This window comes from Mucilaginibacter sp. 22184, assembly GCF_052045695.1.
Classification (GTDB): Bacteria; Bacteroidota; Bacteroidia; order Sphingobacteriales; family Sphingobacteriaceae; genus Mucilaginibacter.
In genome coordinates, this window is the sequence record NZ_JBQEPI010000011.1 from 20,699 (window position 1) to 36,951 (window position 16,253).

The 16,253-nt window shown below is 42.8% G+C and carries 16 protein-coding genes; 4 read left to right on the forward strand and 12 right to left on the reverse strand.

Features of this window, described 5'->3' with window-relative positions:
* Positions 1-10 precede the first annotated feature (10 nt).
* The 4 genes from ACTJKG_RS22915 to ACTJKG_RS22930 all read right to left on the reverse strand — a co-directional run bounded on the left by ACTJKG_RS22915 (position 11) and on the right by ACTJKG_RS22930 (position 3,533).
* Positions 11-1,000: a c-type cytochrome gene (locus tag ACTJKG_RS22915; RefSeq protein ID WP_440740497.1), complete on the reverse strand. Its 990-nt coding sequence runs from the start codon at positions 998-1,000 to the stop codon at positions 11-13.
* Between the two features lie 233 nt (positions 1,001-1,233).
* A complete protein-coding gene (locus tag ACTJKG_RS22920) occupies positions 1,234-1,953 on the reverse strand; it encodes a head GIN domain-containing protein (protein ID WP_172336831.1) in 720 nt (239 codons plus the stop codon).
* 186 nt (positions 1,954-2,139) lie between these two features.
* Positions 2,140-2,751 (reverse strand): GIN domain-containing protein, encoded by a 612-nt coding sequence (locus tag ACTJKG_RS22925; protein ID WP_172336830.1) that lies wholly within the window; start codon positions 2,749-2,751, stop codon positions 2,140-2,142.
* Between the two features lie 485 nt (positions 2,752-3,236).
* Positions 3,237-3,533 (reverse strand): hypothetical protein, encoded by a 297-nt coding sequence (locus tag ACTJKG_RS22930; RefSeq protein ID WP_172336829.1) that lies wholly within the window; start codon positions 3,531-3,533, stop codon positions 3,237-3,239.
* A 100-nt stretch (positions 3,534-3,633) separates the two neighbouring features.
* Between ACTJKG_RS22930 and ACTJKG_RS22935 the strand changes: the two genes are divergently transcribed.
* Both ACTJKG_RS22935 and ACTJKG_RS22940 read left to right on the forward strand, forming a co-directional pair.
* On the forward strand, positions 3,634-4,464 hold the full coding sequence (locus tag ACTJKG_RS22935; protein WP_172336828.1) for a helix-turn-helix domain-containing protein: 831 nt from the start codon (positions 3,634-3,636) through the stop codon (positions 4,462-4,464).
* A gap of 15 nt (positions 4,465-4,479) precedes the next feature.
* Complete coding sequence (locus ACTJKG_RS22940) at positions 4,480-5,019, forward strand: adenylate kinase (protein ID WP_440740498.1); 540 nt, start codon at positions 4,480-4,482, stop codon at positions 5,017-5,019.
* 133 nt (positions 5,020-5,152) lie between these two features.
* Here ACTJKG_RS22940 and ACTJKG_RS22945 read toward each other — a convergent pair whose 3' ends face one another.
* From ACTJKG_RS22945 to ACTJKG_RS22955, 3 genes are all read right to left on the reverse strand, one after another.
* Positions 5,153-6,361 carry an MFS transporter gene (locus tag ACTJKG_RS22945; RefSeq protein ID WP_440740499.1) on the reverse strand — a complete coding sequence of 403 codons (1,209 nt, stop codon included), beginning with the start codon at positions 6,359-6,361 and terminating at the stop codon, positions 5,153-5,155.
* An 82-nt stretch (positions 6,362-6,443) separates the two neighbouring features.
* On the reverse strand, positions 6,444-7,364 hold the full coding sequence (locus ACTJKG_RS22950) for an AraC family transcriptional regulator (RefSeq protein WP_172336825.1): 921 nt from the start codon (positions 7,362-7,364) through the stop codon (positions 6,444-6,446).
* A gap of 116 nt (positions 7,365-7,480) precedes the next feature.
* Entirely contained in the window at positions 7,481-8,464 is a 984-nt protein-coding gene (locus ACTJKG_RS22955; RefSeq protein ID WP_440740500.1) for a phytanoyl-CoA dioxygenase family protein, read from the reverse strand.
* Positions 8,465-8,592: 128 nt separating this feature from the next.
* Between ACTJKG_RS22955 and ACTJKG_RS22960 the strand changes: the two genes are divergently transcribed.
* On the forward strand, positions 8,593-9,459 hold the full coding sequence (locus ACTJKG_RS22960; protein ID WP_440740501.1) for a helix-turn-helix domain-containing protein: 867 nt from the start codon (positions 8,593-8,595) through the stop codon (positions 9,457-9,459).
* A 60-nt stretch (positions 9,460-9,519) separates the two neighbouring features.
* Positions 9,520-10,194, forward strand: a complete 675-nt coding sequence (locus tag ACTJKG_RS22965; RefSeq protein WP_440740502.1) for an SGNH/GDSL hydrolase family protein — start codon at positions 9,520-9,522, stop codon at positions 10,192-10,194.
* Positions 10,195-10,261: 67 nt separating this feature from the next.
* On the opposite strand, the gene ACTJKG_RS22970 is transcribed toward ACTJKG_RS22965, so the two are convergent.
* The 5 genes from ACTJKG_RS22970 to ACTJKG_RS22990 all read right to left on the reverse strand — a co-directional run bounded on the left by ACTJKG_RS22970 (position 10,262) and on the right by ACTJKG_RS22990 (position 16,153).
* Positions 10,262-10,864: a GIN domain-containing protein gene (locus ACTJKG_RS22970; RefSeq protein ID WP_172336821.1), complete on the reverse strand. Its 603-nt coding sequence runs from the start codon at positions 10,862-10,864 to the stop codon at positions 10,262-10,264.
* Between the two features lie 228 nt (positions 10,865-11,092).
* Complete coding sequence (locus ACTJKG_RS22975) at positions 11,093-11,947, reverse strand: oxidoreductase (protein WP_440740503.1); 855 nt, start codon at positions 11,945-11,947, stop codon at positions 11,093-11,095.
* Between the two features lie 104 nt (positions 11,948-12,051).
* The gene (locus ACTJKG_RS22980) at positions 12,052-12,648 is read right to left on the reverse strand and encodes a TetR/AcrR family transcriptional regulator (RefSeq protein WP_440740504.1); all 597 of its coding nucleotides are present in this window, start codon (positions 12,646-12,648) and stop codon (positions 12,052-12,054) included.
* Between the two features lie 95 nt (positions 12,649-12,743).
* A complete protein-coding gene (locus ACTJKG_RS22985; protein WP_440740505.1) occupies positions 12,744-14,639 on the reverse strand; it encodes a RecQ family ATP-dependent DNA helicase in 1,896 nt (631 codons plus the stop codon).
* 227 nt (positions 14,640-14,866) lie between these two features.
* Positions 14,867-16,153: a citrate synthase gene (locus ACTJKG_RS22990; RefSeq protein ID WP_440740506.1), complete on the reverse strand. Its 1,287-nt coding sequence runs from the start codon at positions 16,151-16,153 to the stop codon at positions 14,867-14,869.
* Between the last annotated feature and the right edge of the window lie 100 nt (positions 16,154-16,253).

The window sequence follows — 16,253 nt, forward strand, 5'->3', positions numbered from 1 at the left end:
TATTTTAAATTTAATCACGCATTTCTGCCGGGGTAAATTTATTTACCCTGTTTTTTACGGGCTTAATTGTTTTGATGTAAGCGTACATAGCCTCCAGGTCGCTTACTTTCATTTTGCCGTATTTGTACCAGGGCATAATGGTTTGAAATTCGCCCGGTATTATTCTCTGGTGCTTATGGGTGCTATCGGCATATTGCGTAAACTTGCTTAAAAACTGCTCCTTAGTCCAGCTGCCAATACCAGTTTCCCGATCAGATGTAATATTTGCCGATCTGATGGTACCACCATTTGGCGAGGTATATTCATGCCCGCCGGCAAATTCCAGTCCTTCAATTATTTTACCTTTATTGGCCTGGCTGTGGCAATCTTTACAGGCGGCTATGCGTACCAGGTAAGCGCCATAGGCCAGCGTATCATGCTGATCGGGCACGGTGCCCAGGGTTGCTTTTGCCGGCATGGTATGCACCAGTATATTTAATGGAAAATCGAGTTGGCGCGCGGGATAATCGGTTCTTTGCGGTTTCAGCGTACGGAGATAGGCTATAATGGAGTAAACATCCTCCCGGCTCATTTTGGAGTACGACTCCCAGGGCATGATCGGAAATATAGCTGATCCATCCTTTTTAACACCCGTAGTAATAGCCCTGAACAGTTCGCCATCGGTCCAGTTTTTTAAATGGTATGGCGTAATATTGGGTACATAAACACTGCCCGGGAAACCAACATTAGCATCAAACTTTTCGCCACCGGCTCCTAATGTTTCCTCTTTTATGGGTCCGGCCAGTATTGTCCAGTCGCGGGTGGAGTGGCAATCCACACAGGCGGTTACATGATTGGCCAGGTATTTACCGCGCTCAATACGCTGCGGTGTGGCCTCAACTTTAATATTTTCGGGCGGGCCCACATTGGGCAAGGCCAGGGTAATGTAGCTTATACCGGCTACAACAATTAAAACAATGGCTATTACAATATAGCTCGCATACTTTAATATCTTTTTCATGACAGGGGTAATAATAAGGAGGCAAAACTAAGGAACTTTCCAGGGCCTTTTGCTCCGTATTTCCACGGGAAAATCAGCGTAGAATTACGTAAAAGCCTCACCCCAACCCTCTCCAAAGGAGAGGGAGCAAAACAACATGATATTAAAAGCCCCCTCCCTTGGAGAGGGTTGGGTGAGGTCAAAAAAAAAGCAGGAACCTTAGCTCCTGCTTTTACCCATAGTGGATATTTTACTTAGTCGACCTTTTCAACACTTGAGGCGCCCGATTTATTATTATTAATAGTTGATGGCGAACCTTTGTACCTGATCTCTGAAGCACCTGATGAATGGATATTCAGCGTTTTTAATACGTTGATCTTGCAGTGGGTTGCACCTGATGAATTGATAGTGTATTCGCCAACTACAAAATCAAAAGCGTTGATCTTGCCTACGCCACTAAAATCTACCTGATGTGTTGTTGCCTGTCCGGTTAAATTCAGTTCGCTTACACCGCTGCCATGGCTGTTTACGTTGGCAGCGTTCAAATCAAGGTTAACCTTGGTAGCGCCCGATAAACGAATATTCAGATCGCCGGTATTGATCTTTCCGGTTGATGATACTTCTACTGCCCCTGATGCTTTCAACTCCTCCAGCTTACGGATGCCAATGTTGATAACTACACTATCATCAAAACACACTGTTTTTGTGGTTTTGATAGTAAGCTTATCACCATCAACAGAGGTTGACACATATTTAAGCAGGTTATCGTCGCCGCTGATAGAAATACCCAGGGAACTATCCTGTTTCAGATGGATCTTATAGGCGCCCGAGATATCGATCTTGGTAAAATCATTGGCTTTACGTTGTTCGGTAGTTGTTTTTCCTGAGCCATGTACGCATACCAGCTTACATGACGATATGATCATTAATGATGCGCACGCGATAACCGCGACCGCTAAACCTGCTTTTTTCATAGTAATTAAGTAATTAGATTTTTCTTTGATCATAAAACTATTATGAGCCATAACTCATGATCGTTTATGCTATCTTTTATTTTTTTGACGCTGTTTATAATATTGAAGTTACATCAAAAATAAAAAAAGCTGCCACATTTAGTGGCAGCTTCTCAGAATATATGATGAACTTTTGCAAAAGTTGGATTAAAGACCGGCAAACTCGTTTGCTATATCTACCTTAGGTGTACCATTCAATTTGTCGGTAAAGCTTTCGGCAGCAAAGTTGTTATTATTTACACTTGATGTAATGCTATGATTTAAGCTGTATATAGTAGCGTTACCACTCAGGTCAATTTTCGCTTTATCATTCAGGTTAACATTTGCGGTATATGCATCTACATTTAAGTTAGCAGTAGCGTTATTGTGCAGGTTAACTTCCAGGTCAATGGCTGATAATTTACCAAATGTTTTTACCTGGGCGTTGTCGTAAGCGGTAATAGAACGCAGATCGGCAGCGGTTACCCAAACAACCAATTTTTCGGCTTTATATGATGTAACACGTAACACACCGTTTTCATTTTGAACAAGGGCGTTTTCGCCATAGTAGCGGTTGTAAACTTTTACCTGGTCGGCAGATCCGTCAGATACAAACAGTTCCACATTACCGCGAATCTCGATCTTACTGATCCTGCTTACTTCTTTTACCACGGTTGCGGTGTTACGGGTGTTGTTATTGTTGGTAGTTGCATAAGTTGTGCCTGCGATACCACCTACTAAAACTAACATAGTTGCGATGGTGAATAATTTTGTTTTCATGATATTAATATTTTGATTGTCAATTAATTGTATGTCCTTATTTTTTAAATACAACTATATGACGCCTCCATTTTTAAAACGTTACAGCTATTTGGGGCCAATTAGATGTACGGCCTTATTTTGTCGGTAAACGGCGGATTTGTATCGGTGAACGGCGAAAATATTTTTATGGAGAAATGGGGGAAATGGCTGATTATGGTGACCGCAGTCGCTCGGCTCCAGCCGAGTGACGATTATTTACAGGCCTATGGCCTGCGATCTGAGTATATTATGGTATAACATCGGCCGGAGGCCGGGTAATAGTGGTCACTCAGCCAGAGCCGAGCAACGGCAGAGTAGTATTATATTAATTATATATAATAAGAAGAGAGGTCATTCTGAACTTGTTTCAGGATCCCACAAGGCAGGTTAACCGTCGTGTTGTACACTTTGCTCATGGGGTGCCGAAACAAGTTCGGCATGACCCATAGTTTGAATATACGGCCTCAGTTAACCACCGCATTTACCGGTCTATAATAAACCTCACTGCGGCCATTCACAGTTTTGACCACAAAGCCGTGCTCAATAAGCCACTGCAGCACCAGGTAAATACTGCTGGTACTCACTTTAACCCCATTGATACGGATATGTCTGGACAAGGTATCCACATCGGCGTCCTGACCCAGTTTTAAAATATGCGCTATAATATGTTTTTTTTTAACCGACAGGCTATACTGATGTAGTTGACAGTATTGTACAAATTCGTCAGGAAGGGCTATTGCCGACAAGTTGAAGTGTGTCATAACTGTGACTCTATTGAATTACCGTTTTATATTTCAAAGAAAAAAATATATGCACGTACAATTGTTGTACATAGGGGCGATATAATTGTAAATTTACGACATGAAGAAAAAGCAATTTGCGCCCCTGGTAATTTGCGATGTGGAGGGTGCCGCCATCATGCAATCCCGGCACAGCCACACCTACTATGAAATTATTTATGTACACAAAGGCTCTGGCACACACATCCTTAATCAGAACCGCCTGCCCTATAAACCAGGCGACCTGTTTTTAATATCCCCGGAAGACGAACACTGTTTCGACTATAAAAAGTACACCTATGTTACCCTCATCAAGTTTACTGATGAGTTTTTTAGTTCGCAAAATCAGGCCATTCCGCATGTGGGTATCATGTTTAGCCCACAGGATCTGATGCGGCACAAACTATTAAAAGAGATAAAACTTACCTTCGATGAGCCTTTCAAAACCATTTTACGCAGTACTATTGATAATATTACCGCGTACAATGGGTCGACAGATATAGCCACCTGCCCCTATATCTTTTACCAGATATTGTCGCTCTTTGGTTTAATAACCCAGGCACTGGGACGTATCGACGCGCAATTGGTTAACTGCCCCCCAGGCAAGCAGGAGCTGATATCCTATATCCACCAGCACATTTATGAGCCCGAAAACATACAGGTAAAAAAGGTGGCAGCGCATTTCAATATCGCTCCCAGCTATTTTAGCGCCTGGTTTAAAAGAAATTTTGATATCAGCTACCGCGATTACATCAATGGGTACCGGGTTAAATTGATCGAGATACGTATCAGCAACAAAACTGCAACCCTGAGCCAGATAGCCGAAGAGTTTGGTTTTACCGATGTAAGCCACTTATCTAACTATTTTAAAAAACAAACCAATATTAACGCGAGCCATTACGGTAGGGTCTGAAGTCTATACTTAAATATGAAAATACACATCATGGGCGCATCCTGTGCCGGTTCAACAACATTAGGTGCCGATTTGGCCGAACGATTGAACTATCCGTTGTTTGATAGCGATAAGTATTTCTGGGAGCCTACCGAAAAACCCTTTACTTTAAGGCGTGATCCTGAACTGCGCAATGCCATGATATTACATGATACCGCCCAACAGCCCGATTGGATTCTCAGCGGATCGATGGTAAGCTGGGGATCGGAATGGCTGGACATGTTTGACCTGGTGGTATTTTTATACATCCCCCACCACATCCGGATGCAGCGCCTGCACAACCGCGAACTGGAACGCTACGGCGATGCCATTTTTACTGATCCGGAACGCGCCGCTAACTATCAGGCATTTATTAAATGGGCAGCTGGTTATGATGATAACACCACCAAAGGCCGTACCCTACAGGTACACCAAAATTGGCTAAACCAGGTAAGCTCCCCAGTTTTAGAGATTAAAGGCGATACTACCCTACAGCAACGAATAGACCTGGTTTTGGAAAAGATGAACGAGCTGTAACGCCTTAAAGACTTACGAAGTTCCAGTCCACCCAGTGTCCTCTGCGAGAGACCCTGAGTTATAAGCCACGCAGCCTCAGGGTCCCTTTCAGGAGACACTGAGAGGACAAAAATTCTTCTCTGTACTTTGAATCTTACGCGACACTATTGGCTATGTTCTCTTTTTTTAAAGATAATAAGGCCACTGTAATAGCCACCGAAAGCACAATATAAATGGTTGCAAAGCTACGCTGATCATGAATATTGATGAGGCTTACCAAGGCTGAGCTTACAATGGAAACCACAACATATGAACCGCCGCTGGTTATGCCGCTCGCTGTTCCGGCATAGGCGGGGAACCGCATAAAACAGTAAGTGAGATAAATGTTATACATAAAACCGGCCAAAAAGTGCAGCATGACCACAAAAATCAGCAACGAAAAAATATTGAAATAGCCGGCATAAAACACACCAAACATAAACATTAGCAAAGCCACACCAAATTGTATCAGGTTGCCGAGTTTTAATTTTTTATGAAAAGGTTTATCTATCAGCATCCGGCTCAGCATACCACCCGTTAATAATGATACACCAGAACATAACGAAGCGTATCCCGTAATTACAGGGGAGTAATTAAATACGTGTTCGATAATAAAGGGGGCAGACATACCAAAGATGATCACCATGGAATAGCTTAATCCCAAAACAAGCACACCAATACTAAAATCCTTTGCCGATAAAAACTCCCGGTAGGTATTTAAAATGGTTTTAATGTGAAAGGGTTTATAAGCCGCAATGGTTTCGCCGCTGTATATCAACTCTAAAACCAGCATCACCGATCCGTATAAGGCCAAAAAATAAAAGTTAGCCTCCCAACCGATAAAGCTTTGCAGGTAACCACCCACAAAAGGCGCTACCACAGGCGCGGTTGACCATACTACAGAAAGCAAGCTGGTATATTTTTTCCGCTTATCACCGGTATATATATCTATAAAAAAGGTTCGCTTTGCCACCATGATCAGCGAAATCACCAGGCCCTGAAGTGCCCGCATTACAAAAATAACTTCGATGCTTTTGGTAATAACAATGGCAAGGTTACTCAATACAAACACCAGTAAAGACACAAGCGCTATCTTATACCGGCCAAAACTATCTACAATACTGCCTACAAACAATTGAGATACACCATAACTGATCAGGAAAATAGAGAGCGTTAACCTGATATCAGATGGCGTGGCGTGAAGGTCGTTCACCATTTGAGGAAACGATGGCACATAAACGTCTATTGCGAAACCCGATATGGGTATGATCATAAATGCTAAAATAGTACCTATCCATTCGTTTTCTTTTTTAAGCCGCTTCATATTACTTCTAAATTTTCTGATGCAAAATTAGAAATAGCCGGGCGTACCTATATTACACCATTCAAAGCAATTATTAAACAATTCAAACATTTTCGACTAATTGACCTCGAAATGATTTTGGACTGCTGCCGGTTTGCTTTTTGAAAAAAACATTAAAATGCTGCGGATACTCAAACCCAAGGCCGTTACCAATTTCCGAAATATTCCAGTCGCTGTTCTGGATCAGCGCGACAGCTTCTACCGCAATCCGTTCATTGATAAGCTGCGTGGTTGATTTTCCCAATACAGCTCTTAACGAATGATTGAGGTGATTTACATGTACATGCAATTGATTGGCAAAATCTGCCGGAGTTTTATACAAGATGCCATTTTGCGGTGATTCTACAGGGAACTGGCTATCCAGTAATTCTATAAAATTATTTACCAGGCGATCTCTTTTTTGTACGCCGACATCCTCGGGACTAAGCGCACTTTGAATTTTTATGGCTGTGTAAATAATCAGCCGGAGTATATTTTCAACCAGCTCTTTTTTATAAGCAAAGTTGCCGTTGTATTCATTATACATCAGGCCGAAGTAATACATCAGCGTATCGTATTGTTCTTTATCCAAAAAAATGATCGGATAAACACTATTCTTAAACAGCTCGTACAATTTTTTAAATTCCTTCCTGAGCTCTGTACTCAGATATTGCTCATTGAAAAGGCATATATAACCATCCTGTTCGCTTGAAAGCCCTTTCCAGCCAAATTTCACATTCGGACTGGAAAAAATGATAGCGTACCGGTCAATAGCTACCTCACCGTTTGCCGTATACAGCATTGCTTTGCCATATATCAAACATATCTTGTAATAATCCCTGCGCTGAAAAGGGAACGCGCTTAAACAATTATTCCGCTTCAAAACATTAAAATGGCTCGTAGTACCCTTGGTATTGAGCAACTCAGATGGGATTTCCCTATTGGTGAGTTGATAATAATGTAATAATGTTTCTACCTGCTCCATGTTACAAAATTAAACAATTCAAATAAAGCAGATAGTATCTATCCTTAATCTTTATGTCATTATCAGTAGATTGATCCTGATCATCAGGGGTGGTTTAAAAGCCAGGGCACTGCGATTCACCATTTATCCAAACCCAGCAACTTTTTACCCAGAGGTGAAAGTTCCGCGACGGGATTTTTCTTCTCCCGTTCCAGCGGATCGCCCGGGAAAGCGTAGCCTTGCATGGCCTCCCTGTTTTGCCAGCTGTTGATGCGCCATTGCCGCAGCTCCTCATTATGTTCCTGCGCGGGCATCATAGCCACATACTGGGCAATACGTACTTTATTACCACTGGTATTGGGCCTGATGCCGTGCGGTTGTAAACTATTGAAAATCAAAAGATTACCGGCTTCCAGCTTTACTTTAACAATATCAAAGCCCGTAGTATCGGGTTTATAATGGTCGCGATCAGCGGGTTGGGTCAGTTTCCAGGTATCATAGGTGCGGTAAAGTTCGGGGATACATTGAAAGCCGCCCATGTTTTCGTCGGTTTGATCGGCCAGTGCCAGCACGCCCTGCACATTTTGTGGCCTGGTTTCGGGATCGTAATCCCAATGGATAAAACCCTTGTACTCAAAACCGGGCCGTACCGGAAAATTCAGGTTGGCGCGGTCGATATTGGCCCAAAGCTTTTCGGTACCCCAGATATCGGCAAAAGCCTGGTGCACACGAGGATACTGGCGGTTGTCCCACAAATACTGGTGATTGTAAATTTCAACCATACCGGTATTATTGAGTTCTTTCATTTGCATTTGTACATTGGGCCTTTTATACCAGCTTTCTATATCGTTGGGGTCTTTATCCTCATATTGCCACAGGTAATCGGCTGTGCGTTGGGCCATTTCTTTGGGTATGGCGTTCTTAACAACTACGTAGCCATTGGTGATCCAGAAGGTCCAGTCGTCTTCGCTCAGCACGCGTAAGGGTTCGCCGTTGCTGCGGTCGTTCAATTTTACCTGGCTCGATTTGGCCGCGGAGGGATTGCCAGGGATATCTTTATGAGCCTCATCAGGGTTCATTGTGGGAGCCATAGCGGCCATTGTTTTGCTTGTTGCATCCATGATCTACGTATTGATTAATAATTCAAAATTATCGGGATACAGCAGATGATATATTCGTTACAGTGATCAATATTTGCTCTACATTGACCTATTTACTATATTTAGAATAAAAAATATAACAATGTAAGATGAACCAGATACAACTGGAGCGGGTAGAATTTGAGCCGGGAAAATCATTCAAACTGTTTTCGCCCAGGTTGCGCAACACTTTTCTGTGGCATTATCACCCGGAGGTGGAGCTGGTGTATGTGGAGGCCGACGCCGGCATCCGCCATGTAGGCACCCATGTTTCGAGCTATACCCAAAGCGACCTGGTATTTATCGGCCCCAATCTCCCCCACCTAAATTTTGATTATCGCCTGCGCAGCGACTATCACCAAATAGTAGTGCAGTTACGGACTAATTTTATGGGTGATGCCATCAAGTACGCGCCCGAGCTTCAACTGGTGAATAAGCTATTTAAAAACGCCGCATACGGTATTGCCTTTCATGGCGATACCCGAGCCCTGGTGGCGCAAAAGTTGAAAGCCATTGGAAACCTGAGCAATTTTGATCAGCTGCTGGAATTGGTGAACATTTTTCGCATACTGGCTGATTCTAAAGAATATACCCTACTCAATAACGATGAAAGCAGTACAGATTTTATCTTGAAGGACAAGATCAGGATGGGCGCTATTTACGAGTACATTGATGCCCATTACGCTAAAAAACCAGATGTAAATGTAGTAGCCGGAAAGGTAAATCTCACTACATCAGCTTTTTGCCGGTATTTTAAACGGCAAACCCATATCACTTTTACCGATTTTGTAAACCAATACCGTATCGAACGCGCCAAAAATCTGCTCATGCAGGATAAAAACATCACCGAAACCTGTTATGCTGTTGGATTTGAAAGCTTGAGTTATTTTAATAAACTGTTTAACAAATTAGTTGGTCAAAATCCATCAGCGTTTAAAAAGAGATGGGTTGCCGGTTCGGCTCCTGCAAAAAGCTGAACTGTGGCTTATACCCTAAAAACAAAGATTTTATATATTTAGCACCACAATACAACACTTATGAAAATAAACCTGTTAATCATTGTACTCCTTTTGCTTTCAGTAATATCATCAGCGCAAACCCGGCTGGTCAAAAACCTGCAGGCGGGCAAGCCGCAGATCCTGGTGGTTTATGGCACCAGTTTAACCGCGGGTGCCGGCGGGCATGCCTGGGTAGATGCCGTTGCTGCCGATCTGAACGCCAAGTATAATAATAAATTAACCGTGTATAACGCGGCTAAAAGTGCCATGTGGTCAACCTGGGGTGTACAGCACCTGGAAGATAGCGTGATCAGTAAAAAGCCCGATGCTGTTTTGATTGAATTTAGTATGAATGATGCTTTCCTGAAGTACAAAACCAGCAGGGAACTGGCCGGGCTTAACCTTAATTACATGATCGATCGTATCAAATTGCTTAACCCCAACTGCGAGATCATCCTGCAAACTATGGACATCCCACTTGACAGACACGCGACCGACAGACCCGAGCTCAACAGCTATTATGATCTTTACAGGCAGATCGCTAAAAAACGAAAATTGTTATTGATTGATCATTATCCGCATTGGAAAGCAATACTGGATAAGGGGAAAGAGGAATATTTAACCTATGTACCGGATGGCCTGCATCCGGACCCTGATGGCGCCCGTAAGATCATAGCACCATATGTGATTGAAAAGCTGGTGGCAGGGAAATAGCTATAAAAAGACAAAGCCACCTGGCTTCAGGTGGCTCTGTTCGGTTGTGAACCTGTTGTGATGGTGATTATAAACCTGCATACTCATCTGCTTTAACTTTTGCACCATTCAATACTTCGTTGGTGTGTTCGGCTATCAGGTTTGATCCGTTTACACTTGAGCCATAGCTACGGTTTAAGCTATATTCATTAACTGTACCGCTTAGGTTTGCGCAAGCTTTATCGTTCATGGTAACACGGGCACTGTAAGCATCTAATTTTAAAGTAGCAGAAGCGTTGTTGTATAGTTTCACATCCAGTTCGATGGCAGAAAGATTACCAAATGAGCTGATGTTAGCATTGTCATAAGCCGTGATAGCTGACAGTTCTTTTGCTGTAACCCAAACTACTAATTTTTCGGCTTTGTTATAAGAGCTGATGCGTAACACACCGTTCCTTGATTGCACCAATGCGTTTTCAGCATAATAGCGGTTGTAAACCTTTACTTCGTCGGCTGTGCCGTTTGAAACATATACCTGAACATTACCATAAACTTCGATCTTGTTGATACGGGTGATGTCGGTTAAAACGATGGCCTTGTTGTTATTATTATTAACGGTGGCTTGTGCTTGATTTCCTAATCCAAATACCATAGCTGCTACGGTAAACATGGTGATTGCTAAAGTTTTCATAATTTTAATATTTTGATTGTCAGTTGATTAATATTGTTATTTTAAATACACCAATATGACGATCGCACTAAAAAAACGTTACAGCGATATAGCCTGTAATAGTTGTACGCCGGGATTTTGTCGGTAAACCAAAGAATGTAGTCGGTGAAAAGCGGAAGATTTTTTAACAAAAAAAGGCCCTGTTACCAGAACCCTCTATATCATACCAAATAATTGTACTTCTCGCGATTAGTTTTGCTGTATATAACTGTGATCTGTACTGGTTGAAACCGCCTGCCATTGCTCAATCAACTTGCTGGTTTTTTCCAGGCTGTTTTTAGCGGTTTGGAAAGCATCGCTGCCTAATGGCAAATGCAATGGAGGATTTTCGGTATGGACCAGATCGGCAATTACTTTAGCCAGTTTTGCAGGATCACCAGGCTGGTTACCGTGAAGCGCGCCTGCACCAGCCCTCATCGGGCCAACGGTGCTATCATAATCGGCAATAACGTTCTTTGATTCTACATATGATTCGGCACTCAGAAAATCGGTACTGAACAGCCCAGGCTCAACAGCGGTTACCTGTATACCCAGTGGAGCCAATTCCAAAGCCAAACCTTTGGTTATACCTTCAACCGCGAATTTGGTTGAACCATACAAAGCCCAGCCCGGGATGACATCAAAGCCAAACAGAGAGGATATATTAATAATATAGCCGGAACGTTGTGCCCGCAGGTGAGGTAAAACCGCGCGAACTACATTCAACAGGCCAAATACGTTGGTATCGTATTGTTTTTTCACTTCGGTATCGGTAGCTTCTTCAATGGCGGTTACTATACCATAGCCGGCGTTATTGATCAGTACATCTATCTTACCAAAATGATTGATGGCTTGTTTTACAGCCTGTTGCACCTGTTCTTCGTTGGTTACATCCATAGTTACCACCAGTAAATTGGGATTGCTGCCCAGCGATTCAAATAGTTCCTGGCCTTTGCTACGTACGGTACCTACTACTTTATCGCCGCTGGCTAATGCCGCTTTTACAATTTCGCGTCCAAAACCTTTTGAAGCGCCTGTTACAAATATTACTTTTTGAGTTTTCATGATCGTTTTAATTATATGTTGTTTGTTGATTTATCTATATTTGAGACTATTTAGTCGCTTTTTATTGCTAAAAAAAGACCAATACCTATTGATCCTTCTGTTCTTTATTTCTTGGTTAATACATAGCTTTTCAATTCTGCTTTAAACATATCAATCAGGTTTTGCATGTGCTTGTCGCTACCTGTTACTCTGGATACCAGCATACCGCCTTCCAGGGCAGCAAAAGTTTTCAGCACAAAACCTCCCGCATCAATATCTGCGGCAAGTTCTTGATCAGCTATGCCCTGTTTAATGATAGCGGTTAGTGTTTTTTGAAGCCCCTCTATCCGTTGTTTCATGTTTTGTTTAAGGGTTGGGTTAGTATCATCAACCTCTACACCAAAATTCAGCACCGGGCAGCCGCCATCGATATAAGAAGTTAAAGGGTGTTGATAAACATCCATAAAGGCAAATAGCTTATCCTGAGCCGTTTGCTGCCTGGCCATGTCGCCGGCAATTTTAGCCGAAAGTTTATCCAGCAGGAACTCCACCATCACCGTGGCTATTTCGTCCTTGCTTTCAAAATGCCGGTACAACCCACCTTTGGCCATTTTAGTGGCGGCCAATATATCATCAATGGTGGTACCCGCTATACCCTTTTGGTTAAAGATGGGCGCCGCCTGCTCTATGATGAATTGCCTTGTTCTTTCTCCTTTGCTCATTATATTGTGAAATGACAACACAAAAGAGACTAAAAAGTCTCAAATACACAATAGGCAATTGTCACGCAAGCATCATGATTTAAAACGGGAGGATTTCAGGAGAGATAATACTTCTCGCCGTCGGTTTTTATTTTGCCGGCATCCAGCAGCAGGCGAATGGTTTCCATCTTTTCCTTCTCGGTGCCCACGTTAATGGTATTCACCAGTGTACCGATATCCGGTGTGGCTATACCCAAAAACTGTACAATTTCATGGGTGATGTTGTCAAATATCTCATCGGCGTTTTTCTGGCGTTTTTCTTCGAGGCAAATGTCGCATACGCCGCATTTACGGGCGTTAGCCTCATCAAAATAGGCCAGCAGCATTTGGCTGCGGCATTTTTTGGCCGTAGCATAGGCAAAAACCGCCTCCATTTTCTGGCGATAGGTTTCCTTGCGTTCTTCAATATATTTCTTGTTGATGAAGAGACGGTCGGATTGCTGCCGGGGCTTTAAATAAGTGACCTGCGGCTGATCTGTTTGCTGTAAATAACTGATCAGTCCAAAGCTCTGTAATTGCATCAGGCCATCGATTACCTGCTGAACGTTCAGATGAGTGCGCCGGGACAGGTCATACTCTTTTAGTCGCACATAATTTTCAAACGAACCGCCGTATGAGCGCAGCAAGGTTTTAATAAAAGGATCCCAGCCGGCATTCTGTATCTGGAAGTTATACAACACCTCATTCACCACCTCAAACCGGAAACGCGACGGCAGAAACACACTCTCGTTGAACGCAAGGTATTCGTCTTTTTCCAGGAATTTGAGCGCATTGAGTGTTTTAACAGCATCCAGCTTAAAGCGGCTGCAAAAATCACCCAGGTCAAGACCAAAGCTCAGACCCTCGCCTGCACCATATGCTAATTGATAATAATTAGCCAAACAATGGTACACATGTTTGATCTCCGCCACTGTGGGAAAATTCAGCACAAACATTTTTTCCTGCCTTAGCCTGTCGGAGTGGGTATATAGTAAAATAGCATAGGCCTTGTGCTCATCACGTCCCCCACGGCCACCTTCCTGGTAGTAAGCTTCCAGGCTTTCGGGCATATCCTTGTGGATCACAAAGCGCACATCTGGCTTATCTATTCCCATACCAAAAGCGTTGGTGGCTACAATGATGCGGGTGCGGTTATTTTTCCAGCTTTCCTGTTTTTCGGCCCGTTGATCCATGGATAAGCCGGCATGATAATAGTCGGCTTTGATGCCACTTTCGTTATAAAACTTGGCAATATCGGCAGCATCCTTTCGGCTACGTACATAAACAATACCACTGCCTTTTACACCACGGGCAATATCCAGCATCTTTTGCAGCTTATTTTCGGCATTTTGCACTACATAACTAATGTTGCGGCGTTCAAAGCTTTGCTGGTAAACAACCGCGTCTTTGAATAATAATTTCTCCTGGATGTCGAGCTTTACTTCGGCCGTAGCAGTAGCCGTAAGTGCTAATACGGGTACTGCGGGATGCAATTCCCGGAGATCGGCAATATGCAGGTACGGCGGACGAAAATCATAACCCCATTGTGATATACAATGCGCTTCGTCAACAGCTATCAGGTTTACTTTCATATACCTGATCCGCTCGCGCACCAGTTCGGATAGTAGACGCTCGGGCGATAGGTACAGGAACTTAACTGAACCGTAAATACAGTTATCCAATGCCAAGTCTATCTCCCGCAAACCCATCCCTGATACAATGGCTACGGCGTTGATGCCTTTGGCTTTCAGGTTTTCTACCTGATCTTTCATCAGCGCTATCAGAGGCGATATTACGATGCATATTCCCTCTTTAGCTAATGCAGGCACCTGGAAACAAACAGATTTACCACCGCCAGTAGGTAACAGGGCCAAAGTATCACGACCTAATAAAACAGACTTGATGATCTCAGCCTGCATCGGCCGGAAGCTATCGTGATTCCAGTACTGTTTTAATATTTCCTCTATGGTCATTATTAGTTCATGGTAGATGGTTCATGGATCATAGTTGATGGTTCATAGATAACCGTCTGAAGGCAACCAGGAACAAATTTGTCATCCCTCACTTGCAAACTACAAACATATTCATTCAAAGTCAGAGACTTCGAATGACCTGCAAAAAAAATAGCGATGATTAAATCATCGCTATTTTTGATAGTTGAATACCATGAACCATCAACTATGATCCATGAACCAAAAATTTATCTTTTTTCCGCGTCAACGTACTCCCGCTCAGTATCGCCGGTGTAGATCTGGCGAGGGCGACCGATTGGTTCTTTGTTTTCTTTCATTTCTTTCCATTGTGCTATCCATCCCGGTAAACGGCCCAGGGCAAACAGCACGGTAAACATTTCTGTTGGGAAACCTAATGCACGGTAGATAATGCCTGAATAAAAGTCAACGTTCGGATATAATTTACGCTCCACAAAATATGGGTCTTTCAGGGCTACTTCTTCCAACTTTTTAGCTATTTCCAGTACCTCGTCATTGATGCCCAGCTTCTCTAATATATCATCGCAGGCTTTTTTAATGATCTTGGCGCGCGGGTCGAAGTTTTTGTATACACGGTGGCCAAATCCCATCAAACGGAACGGATCATTTTTATCTTTGGCTTTGGCTATCCATTTATCGGTGTCACCACCATCATTTTTGATCTTTTCCAGCATCTCAATAACCGCCTGGTTAGCACCACCATGCAGCGGACCCCATAAGGCAGATATACCGGCAGAAATAGATGCGTACAGGTTGGCATCCGATGAACCAACTATACGTACGGTTGATGTCGAACAGTTTTGCTCATGATCGGCATGAAGGATCAACAGTTTGTTCATTACATCAACCACTACCCTGTCAACCTTGTAATCTTCCGTACGCTCGGCAAAGGTCATATACAGGAAGTTGGTCACATAATCAAATTTATTTTGAGGATATACAACCGGGTGACCCAATGATTTTTTGTAGATCCATGATACTACCGTGCTCATTTTAGCCAGTAATTTTATGATCTCCAGGTTAACTTCCTCGGTAGTAAGACCTTGTTTTAATGATTCAGGATTGAAAGCAGCCAGGGCGCCAATCAATGATGATAACTGACCCATAGGATGTGATTTTGACGGGAAACCATCAAAAAACTTCTTCATATCCTCATGCACCAAAGTATGGCGGCTTATCTGGTATTGAAAATCGGTAAGCTGCTGCTCAGTTGGTAATTCACCATAAATAAGCAAATAGGCTACTTCAATGAAACTGGCGTTTTCGGCCAGCTGTTCAATTGGGTAACCACGATATTTTAGTATGCCTTTTTCTCCATCTAAAAAAGTGATGGCACTTTTGGTAGCACCTGTATTTTTATAGCCGATGTCCAGCGTTACGTAACCGCTCAAATCCCGGAGTTTTGAAATATCAATCGCTTTTTCACCTTCTGTACCCTCAATTACCGGGAGTTCAAATGTTTTATCACCAATCTTTAGTTGTGCTGTATCCGACATAGAAAAATATTGTTGCAACAAATGTAATTAAATCTGTGTGTTATAACCACCCAGATCGTTTACTGTTTGTAAATTTTATGTGCAAATCTATTAATTAGTA

What these genes read in the sequence shown, in the direction of transcription:
- ACTJKG_RS22915 (WP_440740497.1), bottom strand. Translation starts at nt 1,000, where the DNA reads ATGAAAAAGATATTAAAGTATGCGAGCTATATTGTAATAGCCATTGTT.
- ACTJKG_RS22920 (WP_172336831.1), bottom strand. Translation starts at nt 1,953, where the DNA reads ATGAAAAAAGCAGGTTTAGCGGTCGCGGTTATCGCGTGCGCATCATTA.
- ACTJKG_RS22925 (WP_172336830.1), bottom strand. Translation starts at nt 2,751, where the DNA reads ATGAAAACAAAATTATTCACCATCGCAACTATGTTAGTTTTAGTAGGT.
- ACTJKG_RS22930 (WP_172336829.1), bottom strand. Translation starts at nt 3,533, where the DNA reads ATGACACACTTCAACTTGTCGGCAATAGCCCTTCCTGACGAATTTGTA.
- ACTJKG_RS22935 (WP_172336828.1), top strand. Translation starts at nt 3,634, where the DNA reads ATGAAGAAAAAGCAATTTGCGCCCCTGGTAATTTGCGATGTGGAGGGT.
- ACTJKG_RS22940 (WP_440740498.1), top strand. Translation starts at nt 4,480, where the DNA reads ATGAAAATACACATCATGGGCGCATCCTGTGCCGGTTCAACAACATTA.
- ACTJKG_RS22945 (WP_440740499.1), bottom strand. Translation starts at nt 6,361, where the DNA reads ATGAAGCGGCTTAAAAAAGAAAACGAATGGATAGGTACTATTTTAGCA.
- ACTJKG_RS22950 (WP_172336825.1), bottom strand. Translation starts at nt 7,364, where the DNA reads ATGGAGCAGGTAGAAACATTATTACATTATTATCAACTCACCAATAGG.
- ACTJKG_RS22955 (WP_440740500.1), bottom strand. Translation starts at nt 8,464, where the DNA reads ATGGATGCAACAAGCAAAACAATGGCCGCTATGGCTCCCACAATGAAC.
- ACTJKG_RS22960 (WP_440740501.1), top strand. Translation starts at nt 8,593, where the DNA reads ATGAACCAGATACAACTGGAGCGGGTAGAATTTGAGCCGGGAAAATCA.
- ACTJKG_RS22965 (WP_440740502.1), top strand. Translation starts at nt 9,520, where the DNA reads ATGAAAATAAACCTGTTAATCATTGTACTCCTTTTGCTTTCAGTAATA.
- ACTJKG_RS22970 (WP_172336821.1), bottom strand. Translation starts at nt 10,864, where the DNA reads ATGAAAACTTTAGCAATCACCATGTTTACCGTAGCAGCTATGGTATTT.
- ACTJKG_RS22975 (WP_440740503.1), bottom strand. Translation starts at nt 11,947, where the DNA reads ATGAAAACTCAAAAAGTAATATTTGTAACAGGCGCTTCAAAAGGTTTT.
- ACTJKG_RS22980 (WP_440740504.1), bottom strand. Translation starts at nt 12,648, where the DNA reads ATGAGCAAAGGAGAAAGAACAAGGCAATTCATCATAGAGCAGGCGGCG.
- ACTJKG_RS22985 (WP_440740505.1), bottom strand. Translation starts at nt 14,639, where the DNA reads ATGACCATAGAGGAAATATTAAAACAGTACTGGAATCACGATAGCTTC.
- ACTJKG_RS22990 (WP_440740506.1), bottom strand. Translation starts at nt 16,153, where the DNA reads ATGTCGGATACAGCACAACTAAAGATTGGTGATAAAACATTTGAACTC.